Annotated in this window: 14 protein-coding genes; 9 read left to right on the plus strand and 5 right to left on the minus strand. The window is 70.7% G+C overall.

The annotated features are described in order from the left end of the window. The first annotated feature begins 27 nt into the window (after nt 1-27). Entirely contained in the window at nt 28-1,167 is a 1,140-nt protein-coding gene (gene dnaJ / locus Aeryth_RS01010; protein WP_067853463.1) for a molecular chaperone DnaJ, read from the plus strand. Then, nucleotides 1,164-1,559 (plus strand): heat shock protein transcriptional repressor HspR, encoded by a 396-nt coding sequence (locus Aeryth_RS01015; protein WP_067853467.1) that lies wholly within the window; start codon nt 1,164-1,166, stop codon nt 1,557-1,559. The genes dnaJ and Aeryth_RS01015 overlap by 4 nt, the downstream gene beginning before the upstream one ends. 2 nt (nt 1,560-1,561) lie before the next feature. Here the strand turns inward: Aeryth_RS01015 and Aeryth_RS17505 are convergent, their stop codons facing one another. The 3 genes from Aeryth_RS17505 to Aeryth_RS01030 all read right to left on the minus strand — a co-directional run bounded on the left by Aeryth_RS17505 (nt 1,562) and on the right by Aeryth_RS01030 (nt 5,413). Further along, nucleotides 1,562-2,602 (minus strand): helix-turn-helix domain-containing protein, encoded by a 1,041-nt coding sequence (locus Aeryth_RS17505; protein WP_067853470.1) that lies wholly within the window; start codon nt 2,600-2,602, stop codon nt 1,562-1,564. A gap of 187 nt (nt 2,603-2,789) precedes the next feature. Further along, a complete protein-coding gene (locus Aeryth_RS01025; protein WP_067853473.1) occupies nt 2,790-4,229 on the minus strand; it encodes an HAD family hydrolase in 1,440 nt (479 codons plus the stop codon). Beyond that, complete coding sequence (locus Aeryth_RS01030) at nt 4,226-5,413, minus strand: PucR-like N-terminal domain-containing protein (protein ID WP_067853476.1); 1,188 nt, start codon at nt 5,411-5,413, stop codon at nt 4,226-4,228. The genes Aeryth_RS01025 and Aeryth_RS01030 overlap by 4 nt, the downstream gene beginning before the upstream one ends. Nucleotides 5,414-5,856: 443 nt before the next feature. Here Aeryth_RS01030 and Aeryth_RS01035 point away from each other — a divergent pair, with 443 nt between their 5' ends. Then, nucleotides 5,857-9,678 (plus strand): LPXTG cell wall anchor domain-containing protein, encoded by a 3,822-nt coding sequence (locus tag Aeryth_RS01035; RefSeq protein ID WP_144433618.1) that lies wholly within the window; start codon nt 5,857-5,859, stop codon nt 9,676-9,678. A gap of 225 nt (nt 9,679-9,903) precedes the next feature. Further along, entirely contained in the window at nt 9,904-10,374 is a 471-nt protein-coding gene (locus tag Aeryth_RS01040) for a hypothetical protein (protein ID WP_067853482.1), read from the plus strand. A 110-nt stretch (nt 10,375-10,484) separates the two neighbouring features. Here Aeryth_RS01040 and Aeryth_RS01045 read toward each other — a convergent pair whose 3' ends face one another. Continuing rightward, nucleotides 10,485-11,588: a hypothetical protein gene (locus tag Aeryth_RS01045; protein WP_144433619.1), complete on the minus strand. Its 1,104-nt coding sequence runs from the start codon at nt 11,586-11,588 to the stop codon at nt 10,485-10,487. Nucleotides 11,589-11,919: 331 nt separating this feature from the next. Here Aeryth_RS01045 and Aeryth_RS01050 point away from each other — a divergent pair, with 331 nt between their 5' ends. The 5 genes from Aeryth_RS01050 to Aeryth_RS01070 all read left to right on the plus strand — a co-directional run bounded on the left by Aeryth_RS01050 (nt 11,920) and on the right by Aeryth_RS01070 (nt 15,562). Then, nucleotides 11,920-12,555 (plus strand): hypothetical protein, encoded by a 636-nt coding sequence (locus Aeryth_RS01050; RefSeq protein WP_067853488.1) that lies wholly within the window; start codon nt 11,920-11,922, stop codon nt 12,553-12,555. A 182-nt stretch (nt 12,556-12,737) separates the two neighbouring features. Next, nucleotides 12,738-13,373: a hypothetical protein gene (locus tag Aeryth_RS01055; RefSeq protein WP_067853491.1), complete on the plus strand. Its 636-nt coding sequence runs from the start codon at nt 12,738-12,740 to the stop codon at nt 13,371-13,373. A gap of 82 nt (nt 13,374-13,455) precedes the next feature. Continuing rightward, nucleotides 13,456-14,103: a hypothetical protein gene (locus Aeryth_RS01060; protein WP_067853494.1), complete on the plus strand. Its 648-nt coding sequence runs from the start codon at nt 13,456-13,458 to the stop codon at nt 14,101-14,103. Nucleotides 14,104-14,174: 71 nt separating this feature from the next. Next, a complete protein-coding gene (locus tag Aeryth_RS01065) occupies nt 14,175-14,822 on the plus strand; it encodes a hypothetical protein (protein ID WP_144433620.1) in 648 nt (215 codons plus the stop codon). 89 nt (nt 14,823-14,911) lie between these two features. Further along, entirely contained in the window at nt 14,912-15,562 is a 651-nt protein-coding gene (locus Aeryth_RS01070; protein WP_144433621.1) for a hypothetical protein, read from the plus strand. A gap of 170 nt (nt 15,563-15,732) precedes the next feature. On the opposite strand, the gene Aeryth_RS01075 is transcribed toward Aeryth_RS01070, so the two are convergent. Further along, the gene (locus tag Aeryth_RS01075) at nt 15,733-16,980 is read right to left on the minus strand and encodes a PucR-like N-terminal domain-containing protein (RefSeq protein WP_144433622.1); all 1,248 of its coding nucleotides are present in this window, start codon (nt 16,978-16,980) and stop codon (nt 15,733-15,735) included. Between the last annotated feature and the right edge of the window lie 148 nt (nt 16,981-17,128).

Consider the following 17,128-nt stretch of genomic DNA (forward strand, 5'->3'; position numbering starts at 1 on the left):
TCGCGACACGAGAGGAAGGGGTGAGCCGTGAGCAACCCGAGTGACTGGGCGAGCAAGGACTTCTACAAGACGCTGGGCGTGTCCAAGGACGCGTCGACCGACGAGATCAAGAAGTCCTACCGCAGGCTCGCGCGGGAGAACCACCCCGACTCCAACCCGGGGAACAAGGCCGCGGAGGAGCGCTTCAAGGAGGTCTCCGAGGCGTACGCCGTCCTGTCGAGCCCCGAGAAGCGCAAGCAGTACGACGAGCAGCGGACGCTGTTCGGGCAGTTCAAGGGTGGCTTCGGCCAGCCCGGCGGCGGCTACGGCGGTCAGAACGCGACGGACTTCGACCTGAGCGACCTGCTCGGTGGCATCTTCGGCGGCGGGGGTCGCGGCGGACGTCGTCGCCCGCCGCAGGGACGTCGCGGTGACGACATCGAGACCGAGGCGACGATCACGTTCCAGCAGGCGGTCGAGGGCGCGACCCTCCCGCTGCGGATGACGAGCGACGAGGCCTGCCCGACCTGCCACGGCACGGGCGCGAAGCCCGGCACGGTGCCGAAGGTGTGCACGAAGTGCCAGGGCAGCGGCATGCAGACGAGCGCGTCCGGTGGTGTCTTCGCGATGACCGAGCCGTGTTCGCAGTGCCGCGGTCGCGGCCTGGTCGTGGAGCACGAGTGCGCCACCTGCCGCGGCACGGGCCGTGCCCCGTCGAGCCGCACCCTGCAGGTGCGGGTGCCGGCCGGGGTGAAGGACGGCCAGAAGATCCGGCTCAAGGGCAAGGGCGGACGCGGCGAGGGCGGTGCGCCCGACGGCGACCTGTTCCTGCTCGTCCACGTCGAGCCGCACACGATGTTCGGACGCAAGGGCGACCACCTGACCATCACGGTGCCCGTCGCGTTCGACGAGGCCGCCCTCGGCGCGCAGATCAGCGTGCCGACGCTCGACGGCCCCCCGGTGCGGCTGAAGGTCCCGGCGGGCACACCGTCGGGCCGGACGTTCCGCGCCAAGGGCAAGGGCGCGGCCACGAAGGCCGGCACCCGCGGCGACCTGCTGGTCACCGTGGAGGTGCAGGTACCCACCGACCTCGACGACGCCCAGCGCGCGGCGGTCGAGGCCCTGCGTCAGGCGCGCGGCGCCGCCACCCCGCGTGACGGCCTGTTCGAGGAGGTCGGGACGGCATGACCGACATGCCCTTCACCCCGCCGGGTCCCGACGCGAAGGTGTTCGTCATCAGCGTCGCGGCCGAGCTGTCGGGGCTGCACCCGCAGACGTTGCGCACCTACGACCGGCTCGGCATCGTCGAGGCCGGTCGCACCGGGGGCGGCGGTCGTCGCTACTCGCTGCGCGACGTCGAGCTCCTGCGCACCGTCGCGCGCCTCACCGCCGAGGGCCTGGGCCTCGAGGGCGTGAAGCGCGTGATCGCGCTCGAGAACCAGGTGCTGGCCCTCCAGCAGAAGGTCGCCGAGCTCCAGACGGAGCTCGCGGCCGCGCACCACGCGCTCGGCACGGTGCAGAACCTGCCGGTGCTGGCGCAGCAGACCCAGCTCACCGTCTGGCGCCGCCCCAGCCGCTGAGGCTAGGCGCTCTGGACCTCCGCCTCCCAGCCCGGGACGGCGAGGCGCAGGGCGACGAGCAGCTCGAGGCGGCGGTCGGGGTCGGTCAACGGGTCGTCGAGCATGCGCTTCGCGGTGGCGAGACGCGTGTGGATGGTCTGCGCAGGCGTGCCTGTCTGGCGGGCGAGCACGTTGACGGGCGTGCCGTGCCCCAGCCAGTCCAGGACGGTGCGCCCCAGGGCTGCGCGGCGCACCGCGGGCAGCTCGAGGAACGGTCCGAGGCGTGAGCCGGTGAGCAGGTCGGCGAGCAGGGGCGAGCCGTGCACCATCACCTGCGTCAGGACGTCGCGGGTCTGCGTGACCGGCGCGCCCGGGACGGCGACGGCGGCGGTCGTGCGGGTCAGGCGGGCGGCCTCGGGTAGCTCGACGAGGGGTACGACGGGCCCGCGCGCGACGTCGACCCCGCTGCGTCGGCGCACCTGGTCGTTGGTCCATGTGGCGGGCACGGCGCTCTCGCCGGGTGCCGTCCCTGCGAGGACGTCCTCGTGCTCGCGCAGGGCGGGGTCGAGGGCCGCGTCGGGGTCGGTCGCCACGACCGGCGTGAGGCGGACGGCTGGGTCGAGGCCGCAGGCCAGGGCGAAGCCACGCAGGGTCCGGACGTCTCCCGCGCCGAACGCGGCGCGGGACAGGGCGTGACGACGCCGCTCCGGCGCGAGCGCGTGGAAGCGCTGCATCGTCTGCATGCCTTGGCGGATGTGCCCGAGGATGCGCATCAGGTACTCCTGCACCGACCGCGACAACGCCTCGGAGTCGAGCTGGTCGAGCTGGTGCAGCAGCACCGGCATGACGTGGCGGCGCAGGCCCCGCCCGATGGCGCGCAGCGCGACCGTGAGGTCGTCGTCGGTCAGCCCGTGCACGGTCTGCAGCTCGCCGAAGTGCGTGCACTCGGCGGCCACCGCCTGTGCGGCGGTCCGGGGGTCGCCGTCGTGCGCGAGGAACGCGTCGACGCACGCGCCGGCGAGCCGAGCGCTGACGACCGCTCCGTTCGGGACGGAGTCGCGCACGAGTCTCTCGACCTGGCCACGCAACCCCGCCCCGTCAGGGAGGGAGTTCGACGGGTGGTGCGGGAGGGATGGGTGCACCTCTCCCGTCGTCGTCATGGGTGCACGGTCACAGGGGCCGCAGGGTCGAGTCAACGCACTTCGTCCGACCGACCCGAAGCGGGCGGAAACTTGTCACGCGGGTGACAAGTCAGGAGACCGTACGAGACCCCGACGACAGGGCCGTGACGCCCGCGGAGAGCCCGGCCGCGACGCTCGCGAGACCGGGACCCAGCAGGCCCCCGGCGGCGAGGGCGCCCGCGACCGCGCTGCACGTCAGCGCCACGACGAGCCCACGTCGCGCCGCCCTGACGGCGGAGCGGGACGCGCGCAGCGCGGTGGCGACCCGCAGCACGTCGAGGTCGGGCAGACCGAGGTCGTCGGCCAGCGTCGTCGACGGCGCGACGTGCAGCACCCGCTGGCCCTCACGGGAGCGGGTCTCGACGTCGGCCTCCTGCCCGGCCGCGTCGACGTCGCCCGCAGCGTCGACGACGCCCACCTGGAGCCCGACCTCGCGGGTGCGGGCGTCGGTGTCGGCGGAGCGGAGGGCGACGTCGAGGCCGAGGTCGCGCAGGGCCTGCACGCCCTCGGCGGCGTCGGGGCGGACGTCGTCGCCGACGGTGAGCGTGCCGAGCACGCGCGCGTCGACCTCGACGGCGAGGGTCGTCCAGGTGCCGGGTCGTGGCTCGAGACCGAGCCACGTCGGGTCGCCGACGCGCACCGGGTGCCGGTCGACCCGACCTGAGACGCCCGCGTCGCCATGGCTCTGCACCTCGGTGACCCGGCCGCGGCCGGAGAGTCGGGAGATCGCCCGGGCGACCCGGTCGTCGCGCTCGTGCTGCAGGGCGCCGGCGAACCAGCGCAGGTTGCGGTCGTGGTCGGGCTCGACGGGGTCGACCGACGTGACCCGGAGGCCCCCGGTGGTGACGGTGCCGTCCTTGTCGAGCAGGACGACGTCGGCGGCAGCGACCTCGGCGACGGCGGTCGGGCTCGGCAGCCCGATGTCGCGGCGGGCGACGCCGGCCCGTGCAGACCGCAGGGCAGCGGGTCCGGCACTGAGTGCGGCGGCCGGTCCGGCGGCGACCAGCACCGCCGCCGCGACCAGGAGCCCGCGCTCGGGGCTGTCGGCGACGCCCCATCCCGCGCCGGCCGCGACGGCGCCGACGGTGACCACGACGGTGACCGCGCTGGGCAGGTCGACGAGGCTCTGCTGCCCGCGCCAGCGGAGCACGACGCTGAGCAGGGCCGCCGACGCGACGACGGCGACGGCCATCGTCGGGGTGGCGTCGACGAACGTCTCGACGACGGTGGCGGCGAGGGCGACGACGAGGCCGAGGCTGCCGAGCACGCCGGGACCGAGGCGTCGGCGGGCCAGCTCGGCCGCCGCCTCGCGGTGCACCGGCACGGCCAGCGCGGCGGCGAGGACGGCGACACCGGCCAGCACCCAGCGCCAGCCGTCGAAGTGCAGGTCGGGCACCATCGACACGCTGACGGTCGACGCGGTGAGCAGCGCCCCGAGGACGAAGGTGAGCGCGAGGCACCGGTGTGGGCCGCGTGAGGAGAGGCCGGTGGCTGCGTGTGCCGCGGTCACGGGGCGTCCTCCGCCCGGAAGCGTTCGAAGTCGCTCTGGTCGCCGGCCTTCCAGAGCGGCACGCTCGCCTTGAGCAGCATCGTCAGCTGCACGAGGAACTCGGTGTCGTGCATCGCCTCGCCGAACAGCTCGTTGATGCGCTTCCAGCGGTAGCGGACCGTCTGCGGATGCACCCCGAGGCGCGCGGCGATCGCCGGGGCGCTGTCGCGGGTCTCGAGCCAGACGAGCAGCGTCTCGGAGAGGATCTCGCGGGAGTTCGGGGTCTCGGCGAGGAGCGGGCTCAGCAGCTCCTGCCCGAGCTGCTGGCGCAGCGTCGGCTCGGCGTGCAGCCAGATCTGCGTACGGTGCGCCCGGCAGTCGACGACCTGCGCGTCGGGGATCACCCCGCGACGCACCAGCTCGAGCGCCCGCCGCGCCCAGCGGAACGCCGAGGGCACGTCGGCGGGCTCGACGGCCCAGCCGACGGCGGCGCGGGGGACGCCCGCGTCGACGAGCGCCGTCGTCATGCAGTCGCGGCTCGCGGCGTCGACCATGACGACGACGGTGTCGTCGTGGCCGACCAGCAGCGCTTCGCGGGAGAGCGCCCCGAGGTCGCGCCGTTCGCCCCCGAGCTCGGCCACGGCGAGCACGATCGAGGACGGGATCCGCCAGACCGTGTCGCTGCCGGGCTCGGCCGTGCCGGTGAGGAGCTGCTCGGCGAGCACGGCGCGGGCGCGGTTCGGGTCGGCCTCGCGCTGACGCACGGTCTCGGTGTGTCCGGCCTCCACCTGCGCGACGAGGTGGTCGACGAACGCGAGCAGGCCGTCGGAGACGACCGCAGGCGTCGTGCCGTCGACCGTCAGGTGCTGGAACCGTGACCACGCCGTGCGCGTGCCGGTGCCGAGCGCCAGGTGGAAGTCGTCGAGGGATCGGCTCGCGCGCGCCTCGCAGCGACCGACCGAGCGGAACATCTCGTCGAGGCCGCGGTCGCGGTGGGGTGCGCCGTCGAGCTCGTCGAGGAAGCGGTGGAGCGCGGTGGTGACCGCCTCGACCACGATCGGGTGGCGGGGCGACTCGCCGTAGTAGGCGATGCGCGCGCAGACGGCGTCGACGATCGAGGCGGCCAGCTCGGGCACCTCGCGACGCAGGCGTCGGGCGTGGGAGGCGACGAGGTCGGACGTGGGGCGGTCCGCGGACAGCGTCATGGCGCGGATCCGTGCGGTCCAGGTCCCATCGTCGGCTCCCCGTTCCGATGACTCGTGTGGCTGCACCGAGTTCTACCCCGCCGTCGGGCGCACGTCAACGATGCGCCGACGCTGCGACGCGGTCGGGCCGTGGGCGGACGTGGTGCGCAGGGCCGTGCCCTCCTGTCGTCGCTCGGACGGTCCGCTCCGGACCGCGCCCCCGTCGAGGACTGTGCCCCACGACGCGCGCCAGCGGCGACCGACCGAGCTCTGCCCGACCGGTTCTTGTCATGCGGGTGACAAGAACCGGACCGATTTGCCGTCACCGGCTCCGAACGCGCGACGTCGACCCGCCGCGTACGACACGGTCTGGCCAGACATGTGACCCAGCGCACTGTGCTGCGTCCGCGTCGTCCCGCACCCAGGGACGTCGTGCCCCCCGATGTCGGTACGGAAGGACACCCATGAGGCTCGGATCTCGACGGACGACCGCCGCGGTCGCTGCAGGTGTGTTGGCGGTGGCCGGCCTGGTGGTCGTGGCGGCCCCCAGCCAGGCGGCGCTGCCGACCAGCGGCGACCGGATCGCGCACTGGTCGGCGGTGGCTGACTCCGAAGGGGGAAGCAGCGTCGTCCAGCGCGCCGACATCCCCGCGCCGTCGGGCCAGCGCTTCACCGAGGTCCTGCCCGTCACGAACGTGGACAACGTCGTGGCGCTGACGGACCGTCAGGAGGTGCACTTCTACGGGTCGTCGAACCTGCAGGTGCCTGCCGGTCTCGACGGGTCGACGGTCCGTGACGTCGACGTCAGCGGGCCGGTCCTCGGCGTCGTGACGGCGAGCGGCGACGTGACGACGTGGAACCGGTTCGGGGGCGACCAGCCCGCACCGCAGCCGCCCGCTGACCTGTGCCCGGCGACCCAGCTCTCGGTCGGCGGCACCGTCGACTTCGCGGTGGTGCGTTGCGAGGACGGTTCGGTCGAGGCCTTCGGCCGCAGCGGCGTGCGGTGGAGCGTGCCCGCCGGCCTGCCCGAGGTCACCGAGGTCCGGGGCGGCTTCCTGTCCGGTGCGGCCGGACCGATCGTCCGCGTGCTGACGAAGGACCAGAAGGTGCTGCAGTGGGCACCGTCCAGCTCGACCGCACCCGTCACGGCGTCGGAGAACCCGGTGACCCAGGGCAAGCAGGTGGCGAGCCTGACGACGGCCACCGCGCTGACGACGTCGGGCGCCTTCCTCGACCTCGGGATCAACGACCAGCTGGCCCCGACCCGTCCCGTGCGACGCGGCGGTGCCACTCCGGCGCTGCTGGCCAAGCCGCTCGCGCACGTCGCCGTCGCCGACACCGGCGCCGGCCAGTACCTCACGCGCGACGGGGAGTTCGACGGCTGGAGCCCCGACACCGGCGTCATGATCGAGCTGCGCAAGCTCCCGACTCGGCTGTCGGGGGCGAACCTCGTGTCTGTCGGCACGGCCTCCGGCCACAGCGCGGTCATCGTCGCCGACACGGCGGCCCCTGCGGGCCCGAAGGTCACGGCGCCGTCCCAGGTCTCCGGTGCCACAAACGGCGCCGCGCGTCCCGGTGACACGCTCACGGGCAAGGCTGCGACCTTCGACCCGGCCTCCGACGACGTGACCACCCAGTGGCTCGTCGACGGCAAGCCGGTCGCCGGGACGCAGGACCAGCCGACGTTCGCGGTGACCTCGGCCCAGGTGGGCAGCACGATCGCCTTCCGCACCAGCGCCGCCTTCCCGGACGCCGGCGACCCCCTGGTCTCGGACTCCTCGACGATCAGCGTGGTGAAGGCCGAGGGCCCGAGCGTGGTGAAGGGGTCGGCGATCGAGGGGTTCGGTGCGCCGGACGTGTCGGTGAAGGGGACGTTCGCGAGCTTCTCGGAGGAGCCGGAGGATCGTGAGGCGTACTGGTTGGTCGATGAGGAGAAGGTCGCGGGTCAGGGGACGCCGGATGCGAAGGAGCTGTTGCTGACCGAGGACATGGTGGGCAAGAAGGTCCGGTTCGTGACGGTGGGCTACTTCGCCGACGACGTGGAGGTGGAGTCGGTCTCGGATCCGTTGACCGTCCGGGTGAAGCTGGCTGAGGTCTCCCCGGCGACGGTGGAGGGGACGCCTGAGGTGGGTTCGACGTTGAAGGTCGCGAAGCCTGCGGTGTTCAACGACGACTCGGCCGACGTGACGATCTCGCACAAGTGGTACCGCGACTTCGTGACGGTGGTCGGTGAGGGTGAGACGTACACGCTGACCAAGGACGACGTGGGCTCGACGATCTACTACAGCGCCGAGGCGATCCGTCCGGGTGAGGCGTTCCCGGCGTACTCGTTCGACTTCACGGGCATCGGTCCGGTCACGGCGGCCAAGCCGAGCGTGGTGAAGGGGTCGGCGATCGAGGGGTTCGGTGCGCCGGACGTGTCGCTCAAGGGGACGTTCGCGAGCTTCTCGGAGGAGCCGGAGGATCGTGAGGCGTACTGGCTGGTCGATGAGGAGAAGGTCGCGGGTCAGGGGACGCCGGATGCGAAGGAGCTGTTGCTGACCGAGGACATGGTGGGCAAGAAGGTCCGGTTCGTGACGGTGGGCTACTTCGCCGACGACGTGGAGGTGGAGTCGGTCTCGGATCCGTTGACCGTCCGGGTGAAGCTGGCTGAGGTCTCCCCGCCGACGGTCGAGGGGACGCCTGAGGTGGGTTCGACGTTGAAGGTCGCGAAGCCTGCGGTGTTCAACGACGACTCGCCCGACGTGACGATCTCGCACAAGTGGTACCGCGACTTCGTGACCGTGGTCGGTGAGGGAGACACGTACACGCTGACCAAGGACGACGTCGGCTCGACGATCTACTACAGCGCCGAGGCGATCCGTCCGGGTGAGGCGTTCCCGGCCTACTCGTTCGACTTCACGGGCGTCGGCCCGGTCACGAAGGCCGCGCTCACGATCACGGGGCTGCCCGTCATCGAGGGCGACGCCGTGGTGGGCAAGACGCTCATCGCGTCGCCCGCCCCGTCGAGCGACGACGACGCGACGGTCGCGTTCCAGTGGTTCGCCGACGGTCAGCCGATCGACGGTGCGACCGAGAAGACCCTGGTGCTCACCGACGCCCTCGTCGGGAAGCCGGTCACGGTCCGCCAGACGGTGTCGCGCGACGGCGCGACCGAGCCGGGCGCCAACCTCGCGCAGGCGACGTCGGAGCCGCGCAGCGTGCGCGCCAAGCCGGTCGACCTGACGGTCACGAAGCCCGCCACCGTCGAGGGCAAGCGGATCGTCGGCCAGACGGTGACCGGTTCGCCGGCCACGTTCAGCGACCCGGAGGCCAGCGTGACCAGCTACTGGATGGTCGACGGCAAGCGCACCACGGCGACCGGCACGACCCTCACGCTCACGGCCGAGCACGTCGGAGCCTCGATCCGCTACGTCAGCGTCGCCGAACGTGCCGAGGACGACGCCACAGCGGAGTCCGTGAGCGAGGGCCAGGTCGGGCCGGTGCTGGCGCAGGTGGCCGTGAAGACCGCGACGAAGCTGTCGGGCACGGCGCAGGTCGGCAAGACACTGACGGCCACCCCCGCGACGTTCACCGGTGGTGAGCTGACGGTCGACGGCTCCTGGTGGGCCGACGGGCAGAAGCTCGACCAGGGCGGACTGAAGCTGCCGCTCACCGCCGATCTCGAGGGCGCGGTGATCACGTTCCGCGCCACGGCGAGCCGCTCGGTCGACGGCATCGACGAGCAGAAGACGTCGGACGCCTCGAGCCGGAAGGTGGCTGCGGCCGACACGTCGACCCCGCCCACGACCCCGCCGACGACTCCGCCGGGTGGCGGCACCGACCCGAAGCCTCCGGCGGCCGGCCAGCCGTCGACGGACATCGTGCAGGGCTCGACGACGGTGGAGCGCGGCGACGTGCTCACGCTCCAGCTGAGCCCCAAGCGTTCCGGCGACAAGGTCGTCGTGATGCTGTTCTCGACCCCCACCAACCTCGGCACCCACACGGTGGCGGCCGACGGCACGGTGCGGGTGCGTATCCCGCAGGGCGTCGACCTCGGACGACACCGGATCGCCGTGTACGACGCCGCGTCGGGCGCGCTGCTCGCGTGGCAGGCGATCACCGTGGTCGACGGCACGGGCGGCTCCGGCACAGGGGCTGTCGGCGCCGGTGGCGCGGCGAGCCTCCCGGACACTGGCAGCTCGGTCGACGCGCAGCTCATCGGCCTGGGCGCGGCACTGCTGCTCGTCGGGGTGGGCGCAATCGGCTACCGCTCCCGTCGCCGCCCTCGGCACCGGGTGGGCTGACGTAGGACGCAGGGGTGGGGTGGTGGGCCGGACGGTCCGCCGCCCCCTGCCTTCGTGAGGACTTGTCACCGTCACACGAGAGGGTTGCTGTGAGTGGCCGTGCCGGTGGCGTCGGCGAGCGTCGCCGTCCCAGGCTGGTCCCAGAGCCATGAGGTAGCCGTGGGAGGAAGCGACTCAGGGTCCGACCACCCTGTCACCGCGACGAGCATCGCGTCGCCACAGTGGGTGTACGAGACGCAGAGTGGTTCCTCCCTGAGCACCGGGTGCTCCAGCACCCGGCTCGACCTGACGGTCCGGTCGGGCGCGAGCTCCAGTGCGTTCGTCGTCGTGCCAGGCGGGTCGAGCACCGGGTGCAGCGGCCCGCTGAGCGTCATCAGCCATGTCCACGTCGGCACGTGGCAGCTCGACCTCACGGGGCCCGCGACGGCAGGTGGTGCCGACGTCGTCGACGGCGTGCTGCGGCAGGTGCGCATCGACCAGGCGAACGCGGCCTGCCGGTTCTCGGTCGTCGGCGAGGCTCGTGTGCGGTTCCACGAGACGACACAGCGACTCGAGGTCGTCGAGACAGGACGCTCTGGGCGCCTGCGTCAGAGCGGTGTCGTCGGATGCCTGGGGCAGATCCGCGAGGGTGGGGCGGTCGACTGGAAGGTCACCTTCGACCTCGCGTCGCCGGACGGTGCCGTCACGGTGAGGTGAAGGCATCGGGCCGGCTCGACCGCGAGCAAAGAGATCGAAGAGGATCTCGTTCGTACCTCGTCGTCACAACGGCGGTCCGCCTCGGGTCAGAGTCTTGTGCCTGTGCCGATCTATGGTGCTGAGGTCGGCATGGCGAACGGCTCGGGGATGACGACGATCTTCTTGTTCGGCATGTCGAGGTCCCTGACAGGACATGCTTCGTCGGGTTTCGTGACACCCGGAGGCACTGGGAGGCTTCGGCCTTGCTCGTCCTGGAACGTGCACCCTCCCGCCGCTCCGATACGCACGGAGACCGGATTGCCCGCTCCTGAGATCGCGGACGTGAGAAGAGGAGCTACATCGTCGCCCGTGCTGGTCCGGCATCCTCTGAACGACGCGATGTCCACCGATCCGGAGAGGGTCCCGCCGTAGAGACCGTACTGGTACTCGGTCGGATCGAACTCTGCCTCCAGTTTCGTAAGGCCCTTGCTGGTGTCCCAGTCATCGGGTGTGATGACGGACAGTGGCTTGGACGACACGGTCAGTCGCGAGCGGGTTCCCGTAGAGCATCGATCGATCAAGCGAACGTCCGAACCGTCGACCTTGAGCGATTTGACTGACACGTCGATGTTGTCCTCCAGGGTCGCCGGGTAGACGGTGTGTTCCGTCGTGTTCCCTGGCCCGATCCGCTTGATCACGTCGTGTGGACGAAAGACAAGAGGACGCGGCAGACCTTTCGCGTCTCGCTTCTGACGTACTTGGAGCGTGACCTCTGTGGGAATGGAACCGAAGGCCACGGTCCGAACGACGATCTCGGGAGAATCCCCGTAGTTGTCGGGGGAGCCGTCCGGCGACACGAAGAAGGCCTGGACCTTGTACCAGTACTCGTTCTGGATCCCTTCGTCCGGTCGGGGTTCCGAGGAGAGGTCGATACTCGTCGCCATCATCGAGATGGGGATCCTCGCCCACTGCTTGGCCGGCACAGACCCAGCCAGTCCTACTTGGGGAAAGTTCAACCACGTGTAGTCGTTCACGAAGTTTGGTCCGGTGAAGTCGCAGCCGAGACTTGGCGTATTCGTTCCTTCCCCCTTGATGTCTGTCGCGCAGGGAAGGAACGGAAGCCCCGGGAACCTGCCCTTGCCGTCGCTGTCGTCCGACCAGGCCGAGGCGGACATCGCGAAACCGAGAATGACCGTGCACGCGGTGAGGATCGCGACTCGTCGCCAGGGGCCCATGAACCAACCGTGAGGCCCGCAGCGTTCGAGCGTCAAGGATCCCCTCGGCGACCTTCAGATCTCGGGAAACCGTTGTTACGTGCGTGACAAGTTTCCGTGATGCGAGGACCACCAGGATCGACCGCGCAAAGCTTTCGCGTTCGGATCGTGCCGATCGACGCGCGCCGCCCCGCTCTCGCGGAGGTCGCCCATGCGTTGTCACCTGCATGACAGTTTTTCGCGGTGTTGCGTGCCGCCGAGCTCGGAAGGCTTGCCAAATGTTCGTGGCACCGTGCGTACTGACGTCGTGACCGCGGTCACAAGACCTCATCGGCAGATCGGAAGGAACACCATGAAGATCAAGCACGCAGCCATCGGCACCGCCGCTCTCGCCCTGGCGGGTGTCGCGGCGGCTGGTCCGGCGCTCGCCACGGGCAACTCCTACACCGTCGCGGTCGGCGGCAGCTCCGCCGCTGGCACGCACAACATCACCGCCGCGTCGACGGGATCGCTCAGCTTCGCCGTCCCGACGCTCAGCATGGGCTGCACCAGCGCGGCCGTCCCGTCCTCGCCCGCGTCGACGGTGTCCTCGGGCACCGGCGTGGTCGACATCGCCGCGATCAACAAGATCAACTTCAGCGGCTGCACGGGCCCCGGCGGAAGCCTCACGGTCACCACCAGCGGGTCGTGGAAGCTGCACGGCACGAGCGCCGCCACCAGCGGCTCGTCCGACGTCGTGAGCGGCCACGTGGAGAACATCACTGCCGTCGTCTCGAACGCCGTCTGCCGGTTCACCGTCACCGGCTCCGCCACCGGCAGCTTCAACGAGGCCAACCAGCAGCTCAACGTCAACGAGACCGGCTTCACGGGCAACCTGAAGGTCTCGAACGTGACCGGCTGCCTCGGCCAGGTGCAGAACGGTCAGTCCGCGAACTTCACCGGCAACTTCCAGGTGACGTCGCCCGACGGCGCCATCAACGTCAGCTGAACCTGACGGACTCGCCAGGGACGTCGGGTGGGGTCGAGCAAACCTCGGCCCCACCCGCATCCCCACGGGGCGTGGAGCACGCGCTCGACGCCTCCCACCAGCACCTCCGAGAACTCACGGCTCGACCTTCGCGTCGCGGTCCGCGCAGCGGTCCAGGGGCGCCCACCTCCCAAGGAGCACACATGACCACCACCCCCACCGCCCGTTGGCGCAAGCGCGCTGCCGTGGCAGCCACCGGCGCTGCCGTCGCCCTCGTCCCCCTGGCGGCACACGCCGCAACGATCGTCACCATCAACTACGACGCCCAGGGCACGTCGCACATCGCGAAGACGAACTCCGACGTCGCGCTCGGCCCCACCACGCTGCGCACCGACCTCGACATCGACACCGGTGACTTCACCGGCTCGCTGCCTCTGCCCGGCACCTCGACCGAGTTCAAGATCGCCGGGTTCCTGCCCGTCAAGGCGAACGTCGACTTCGTCGAGGCCGCTCCGTTGACGGGCAACATCAACCTGACGCAGACGCAGGCGCAGGTCAGCTCCACCGCGACCTACTACGTGAAGCTGTCGAACATCAAGGTCGCCGGCTTCCCGACGTTCGCAGGTTCGAAGTGCCAGACCAAGGTGCCCGTCACCATTCCCGTCGGCACGCGCCCGGACGAGGGCTTCGACCTCATCAACGGCGGCGAGCTCGTCGGCACCTACACGATCGGCAAGTTCGAGAACTGCGGCATCAACACCCCGCTGATCAACAGCCTGGTGCCCGGCTCGGGCAACACCGTCGACATCACGGTGACGAACGGCGTCATCGCGGAGTAGTCGCGCTTCGTCCAGATCGGCCCCGCGTCACGTCCGACGCGGGGCCGACCTGCTCCGGAACTGCTCGAGAAGGAGAGTCCTCATGGCCGTCCCACGCACCGCACGCCGCACCATCCTGGCTGTTGCCGCCGCCCTCGCCCTCTCCGTCGGGTTCTGCCCGGCAACTGCGGCGGGGAACAGCGTCACCGTCGCTGTTGGCGGGTCCAGCGCCGAGGGGTCGCACGCGGTCACCGCTGCGTCGACCCGCGTCGAGATGGCGACGCAGACCTTCAGATGGACATGCCAACAAGCACAAGTTCCGGCGAGTCCGGTGTCCGAGATCAGCTCCGGCACCTCCGTGTTGGACGTGCTGACCGTGCGTGCCATGGCGTTCGTGGGGTGCTCGTGGCCGGGCGGCACGATGCCGACTGCACTGATCTCTCCCGCGACCTTCCGGGTCACGGGGCCGGCTACGTCGGGGAGCAGTGATGTCGTTCACGGCCGCGTCGAGGGTTTTGCAATCAAGGGCAGCTACTCCATCTGCGACTTCACGGCCACCGGTTCTGTCAGAGCGTCGCTCAATGAGAGCACACAAAAGCTGACGATCGAAGAGTCCGACTTCACGGGGAACCTGCGCATCTCCCAGGTCCGGGGCTGTCTGCAACTGGTGCAGGTGGGCCAGGCGATGAACCTCAGCATGACCCTGCAGCTCACCTCGCCCGACGGCGCCATCAACATCAGCGGTTCCTGAGACCGACCGGCTGCTCGGAACCGCGGAACCGCGAACCAACTCTCGCCATCACTCTCGATCCAGGAGGACTCATGACGTTCACGCGTACCTCGCCACGAGCACTCGCTGCTGCTGGCGCCCTTCTTGCTCTTGCCGCCGGCATCGGCCCAGCGGCTGCGACGGGGAACAGTGTCACCGTCGCTGTCGGCGGGTCCATCGCCGACGGGTCTCACCCCTTCACCGCAGCAACCGCCCACGTCGAGATGGAGACGCAGATCGCCGTCTGGACATGCCAAAGCGGCACCGTTCCGGCGAGTCCGGTGTCCGAGGTGCAGTCCGGAGCGTCGGTCGGAGACGTCCTCCAGCTGCGCGGCCTGCTGTTTCAGGGATGCTCATGGATGGGCGGTACGATGTCGACTGCATTGAGTAGCCCGGCGGCCTTCCGGGTCACAGGCCCGGCCACGTCGGGCAGCAGCGATGTCGTTCACGGTCGCATCGAAGACTTCGTCATCAGTGGTGGCGTCTCCATATGTAACTTCACGGTGAGTGGATCCGTGCGGGCGTCCCTGAACGAGAGCACGCAGAAGCTGACCATCGATGAGTCAGGACGTTCCGGCGCGTTCAAAGTCTCCCGCGTCTCGGGATGTCTGGGCTTGGTCCAGGTCGGTCAGGCGATGGACCTGAGAACGACCCTGCAGCTCACCTCGCCCGACGGCGCCGTCAACATCAGCGGGTCGTGAGGTCGGGCGGCCGGCTGCCGATGCCTGATGTTCCGCTGGTGGCCTCCTAGCGACACCGACCGACCATCCCTTTCAGTCCAGGAGGACTCATGGCGATCACGCGCATCTCGCGACGAGCCCTCGGTGCCGCTGCCGCAGCTCTCGCCCTCGCCGCCGGAGTGGGCCCGGCAGTCGCGACCGGTAACGCCTACCGCGTCGCCGTCGGTGGGAACTCAGCGACAGCTGCTCACCCCATCACCGCCACGACGACGATGTCCGTCGGCTGGGCGTCCCCCACACTCACCTGGGGCTGCACCTCGGCGACCGTGCGGGCCTCGGCTCTGGCCACGGCGCAGGCCGGGTACCCGGTCACGGACATCCTGCGGTTCCCCACGTTCGACTTCCGGGGCTGCACGTTCCCCGGCGGAGCCATGGCCACCACGACGGCTGGCGAGTGGCAGTTCCATGCCGACGGACCTGCGACGTCCGGAGCGGCGGACGTGGTGGAGGGTCACCTGGACCACCTCAGTCTCACCTGGAGGAACGCCGTCTGCTCGATCACCGTGAGCGGTCGCGCCGCCGCCTCCTTCAACGAGGCCACGCAGCAGCTGGCCATCGATGAGAGGGGCTTCACCGGTGATCTCACGACGTCCGGTGTCGTCGGCTGCCTGGGGCAAGTGCGGAACGGTCAGCCCATCAATCTCTCGATGAGGCTTCAACTCACCTCGCCGGACGGCGATATCAACATCAGCGTCTCGTGAGACTCGAGCCGAGGCAGAGGCGAGCAGGCGGCCGACGCTAGGGGACGGCTCGTGGACGAAGCCTTTCCAGGCTGCTACGCATCGGTATCCTGAAGGTGGCGCGGGCTCGGGAACGCCTTCCGATCTGCCGAGACGACAGCCTCCCGGGCCCGCGCCACCTTCCCCGCCGGTCAGACCGCGCGGCGCCACCGCAGCATGCTCGACTCCAGTGCGTTGAGGAGCGTCGCCGTCTGGGTGGGGTCCTCCAGGCGCGAGCCGAAGAGGTCGCGCAGGCGACGCAGGCGGTGACGCACCGTCTGGTCGTGCACGCCCAGCTCGGACGCCAGGGCCGGAGCGCTGTGGTGCGTCTGCAGCCACAGCAGGAGCGTCTCGGCGAGCGCCATGCGTCGCTTCGGGGTCTGGGCGAGCAGCGGCGCGAGCTCGCGCTCGTCGAGCAGGCGCCGCAGGGCGGGATCGGCGTGCGTGCACAGCAGGTCCTGGTGCTGCTCCACCTCCACCAGGCCGTCAGCGGCGGTCGAGATCACGCCCTCCTGCAGCAGCGACAGGCCGCGCGACGCCCAGCGGCACGCCAGGTGGGTCTGGGCCGGGGGGACGCTCCACGCGAGCGCCACGGCCTCGCCGGTGCGGTCCGCGACCTCGCGGGCCAGCGCGCGGGTGACGTCCGGCGCGGCCACGACGATGAGTCGGCCGTGCTGCACGCCGGAGAGTGCCCCGGTGCAGGTGCTGGCCAGGCGCGTCGTCTCCTCGGTGTCGCGGGTGACCGCGACGACGACCTCGTCGGGGAGCGTCCAGGAACATCGCTCCGCCAGCATCACCAGCTCCGACAGACAGGTGCCGCGCAGCAGCCCGACGAGCATCGCAGCGCGCCCCTCGTCGTGGTCGCGGCGAGCGCGGGCGCTGGCCCGGGCGAACCCGCGCACGGCGTGCTCGAAGAGCCGCTTTTGGTAGGCGAGCAGGCCCGCGCCGAGGGCGCTGACGACCTCGGCCGACTGGCCCAGCTCGCTCGCCGCGAGCTGCAGGTCGGTCCACGACTCCTGCGTCGCGATCTGGTGGGCCGCGCGCATCGCGTCGAGGTTGAGTCCCGCCGTCGACTGGTAGCTGCCCACCCACTGGTAGAAGGTGAACACCTCCGTGCCCTGGGTCGGCGCTCCGGCGATCGTGTCGACGAACAGCTCGACGGCCCGACGGATCGCCTCGTCGATGCCGAGGTGGATCTTCGGGTCGCCCTGCGCGGCGAAGCCGGCCACCTCGGCGCGGATGCGCTCGACGATGCGCCGGGTCAGCTCCACCGAGCGCGGCCGGTAGGCGGCGACGACGTCGGCGGGCAGCAGCGGCAGCCCGAGCGCCTCGCGCAGGCTGGTGCGGGTGGACGTACGGGTGGCTTCCCTGTCGGAGCCGTGGTGGGTCAATGCGGTCATGTGTCTCCCCCTCGCTCGTGTCCGGGCGCAGTGCGGGGGCGCTCGGACGTTCCCTCGAGCGTCAGTCAACGGACCGTGCCGGGACGAGTCCAGGGTCGAGGAGGGGGAGGGAACGAATCGATCAGGAAGTTGTGACGCGGGTTACAAC

It is taken from the genome of Aeromicrobium erythreum (assembly GCF_001509405.1).
Lineage (GTDB): Bacteria > Actinomycetota > Actinomycetes > Propionibacteriales > Nocardioidaceae > Aeromicrobium > Aeromicrobium erythreum.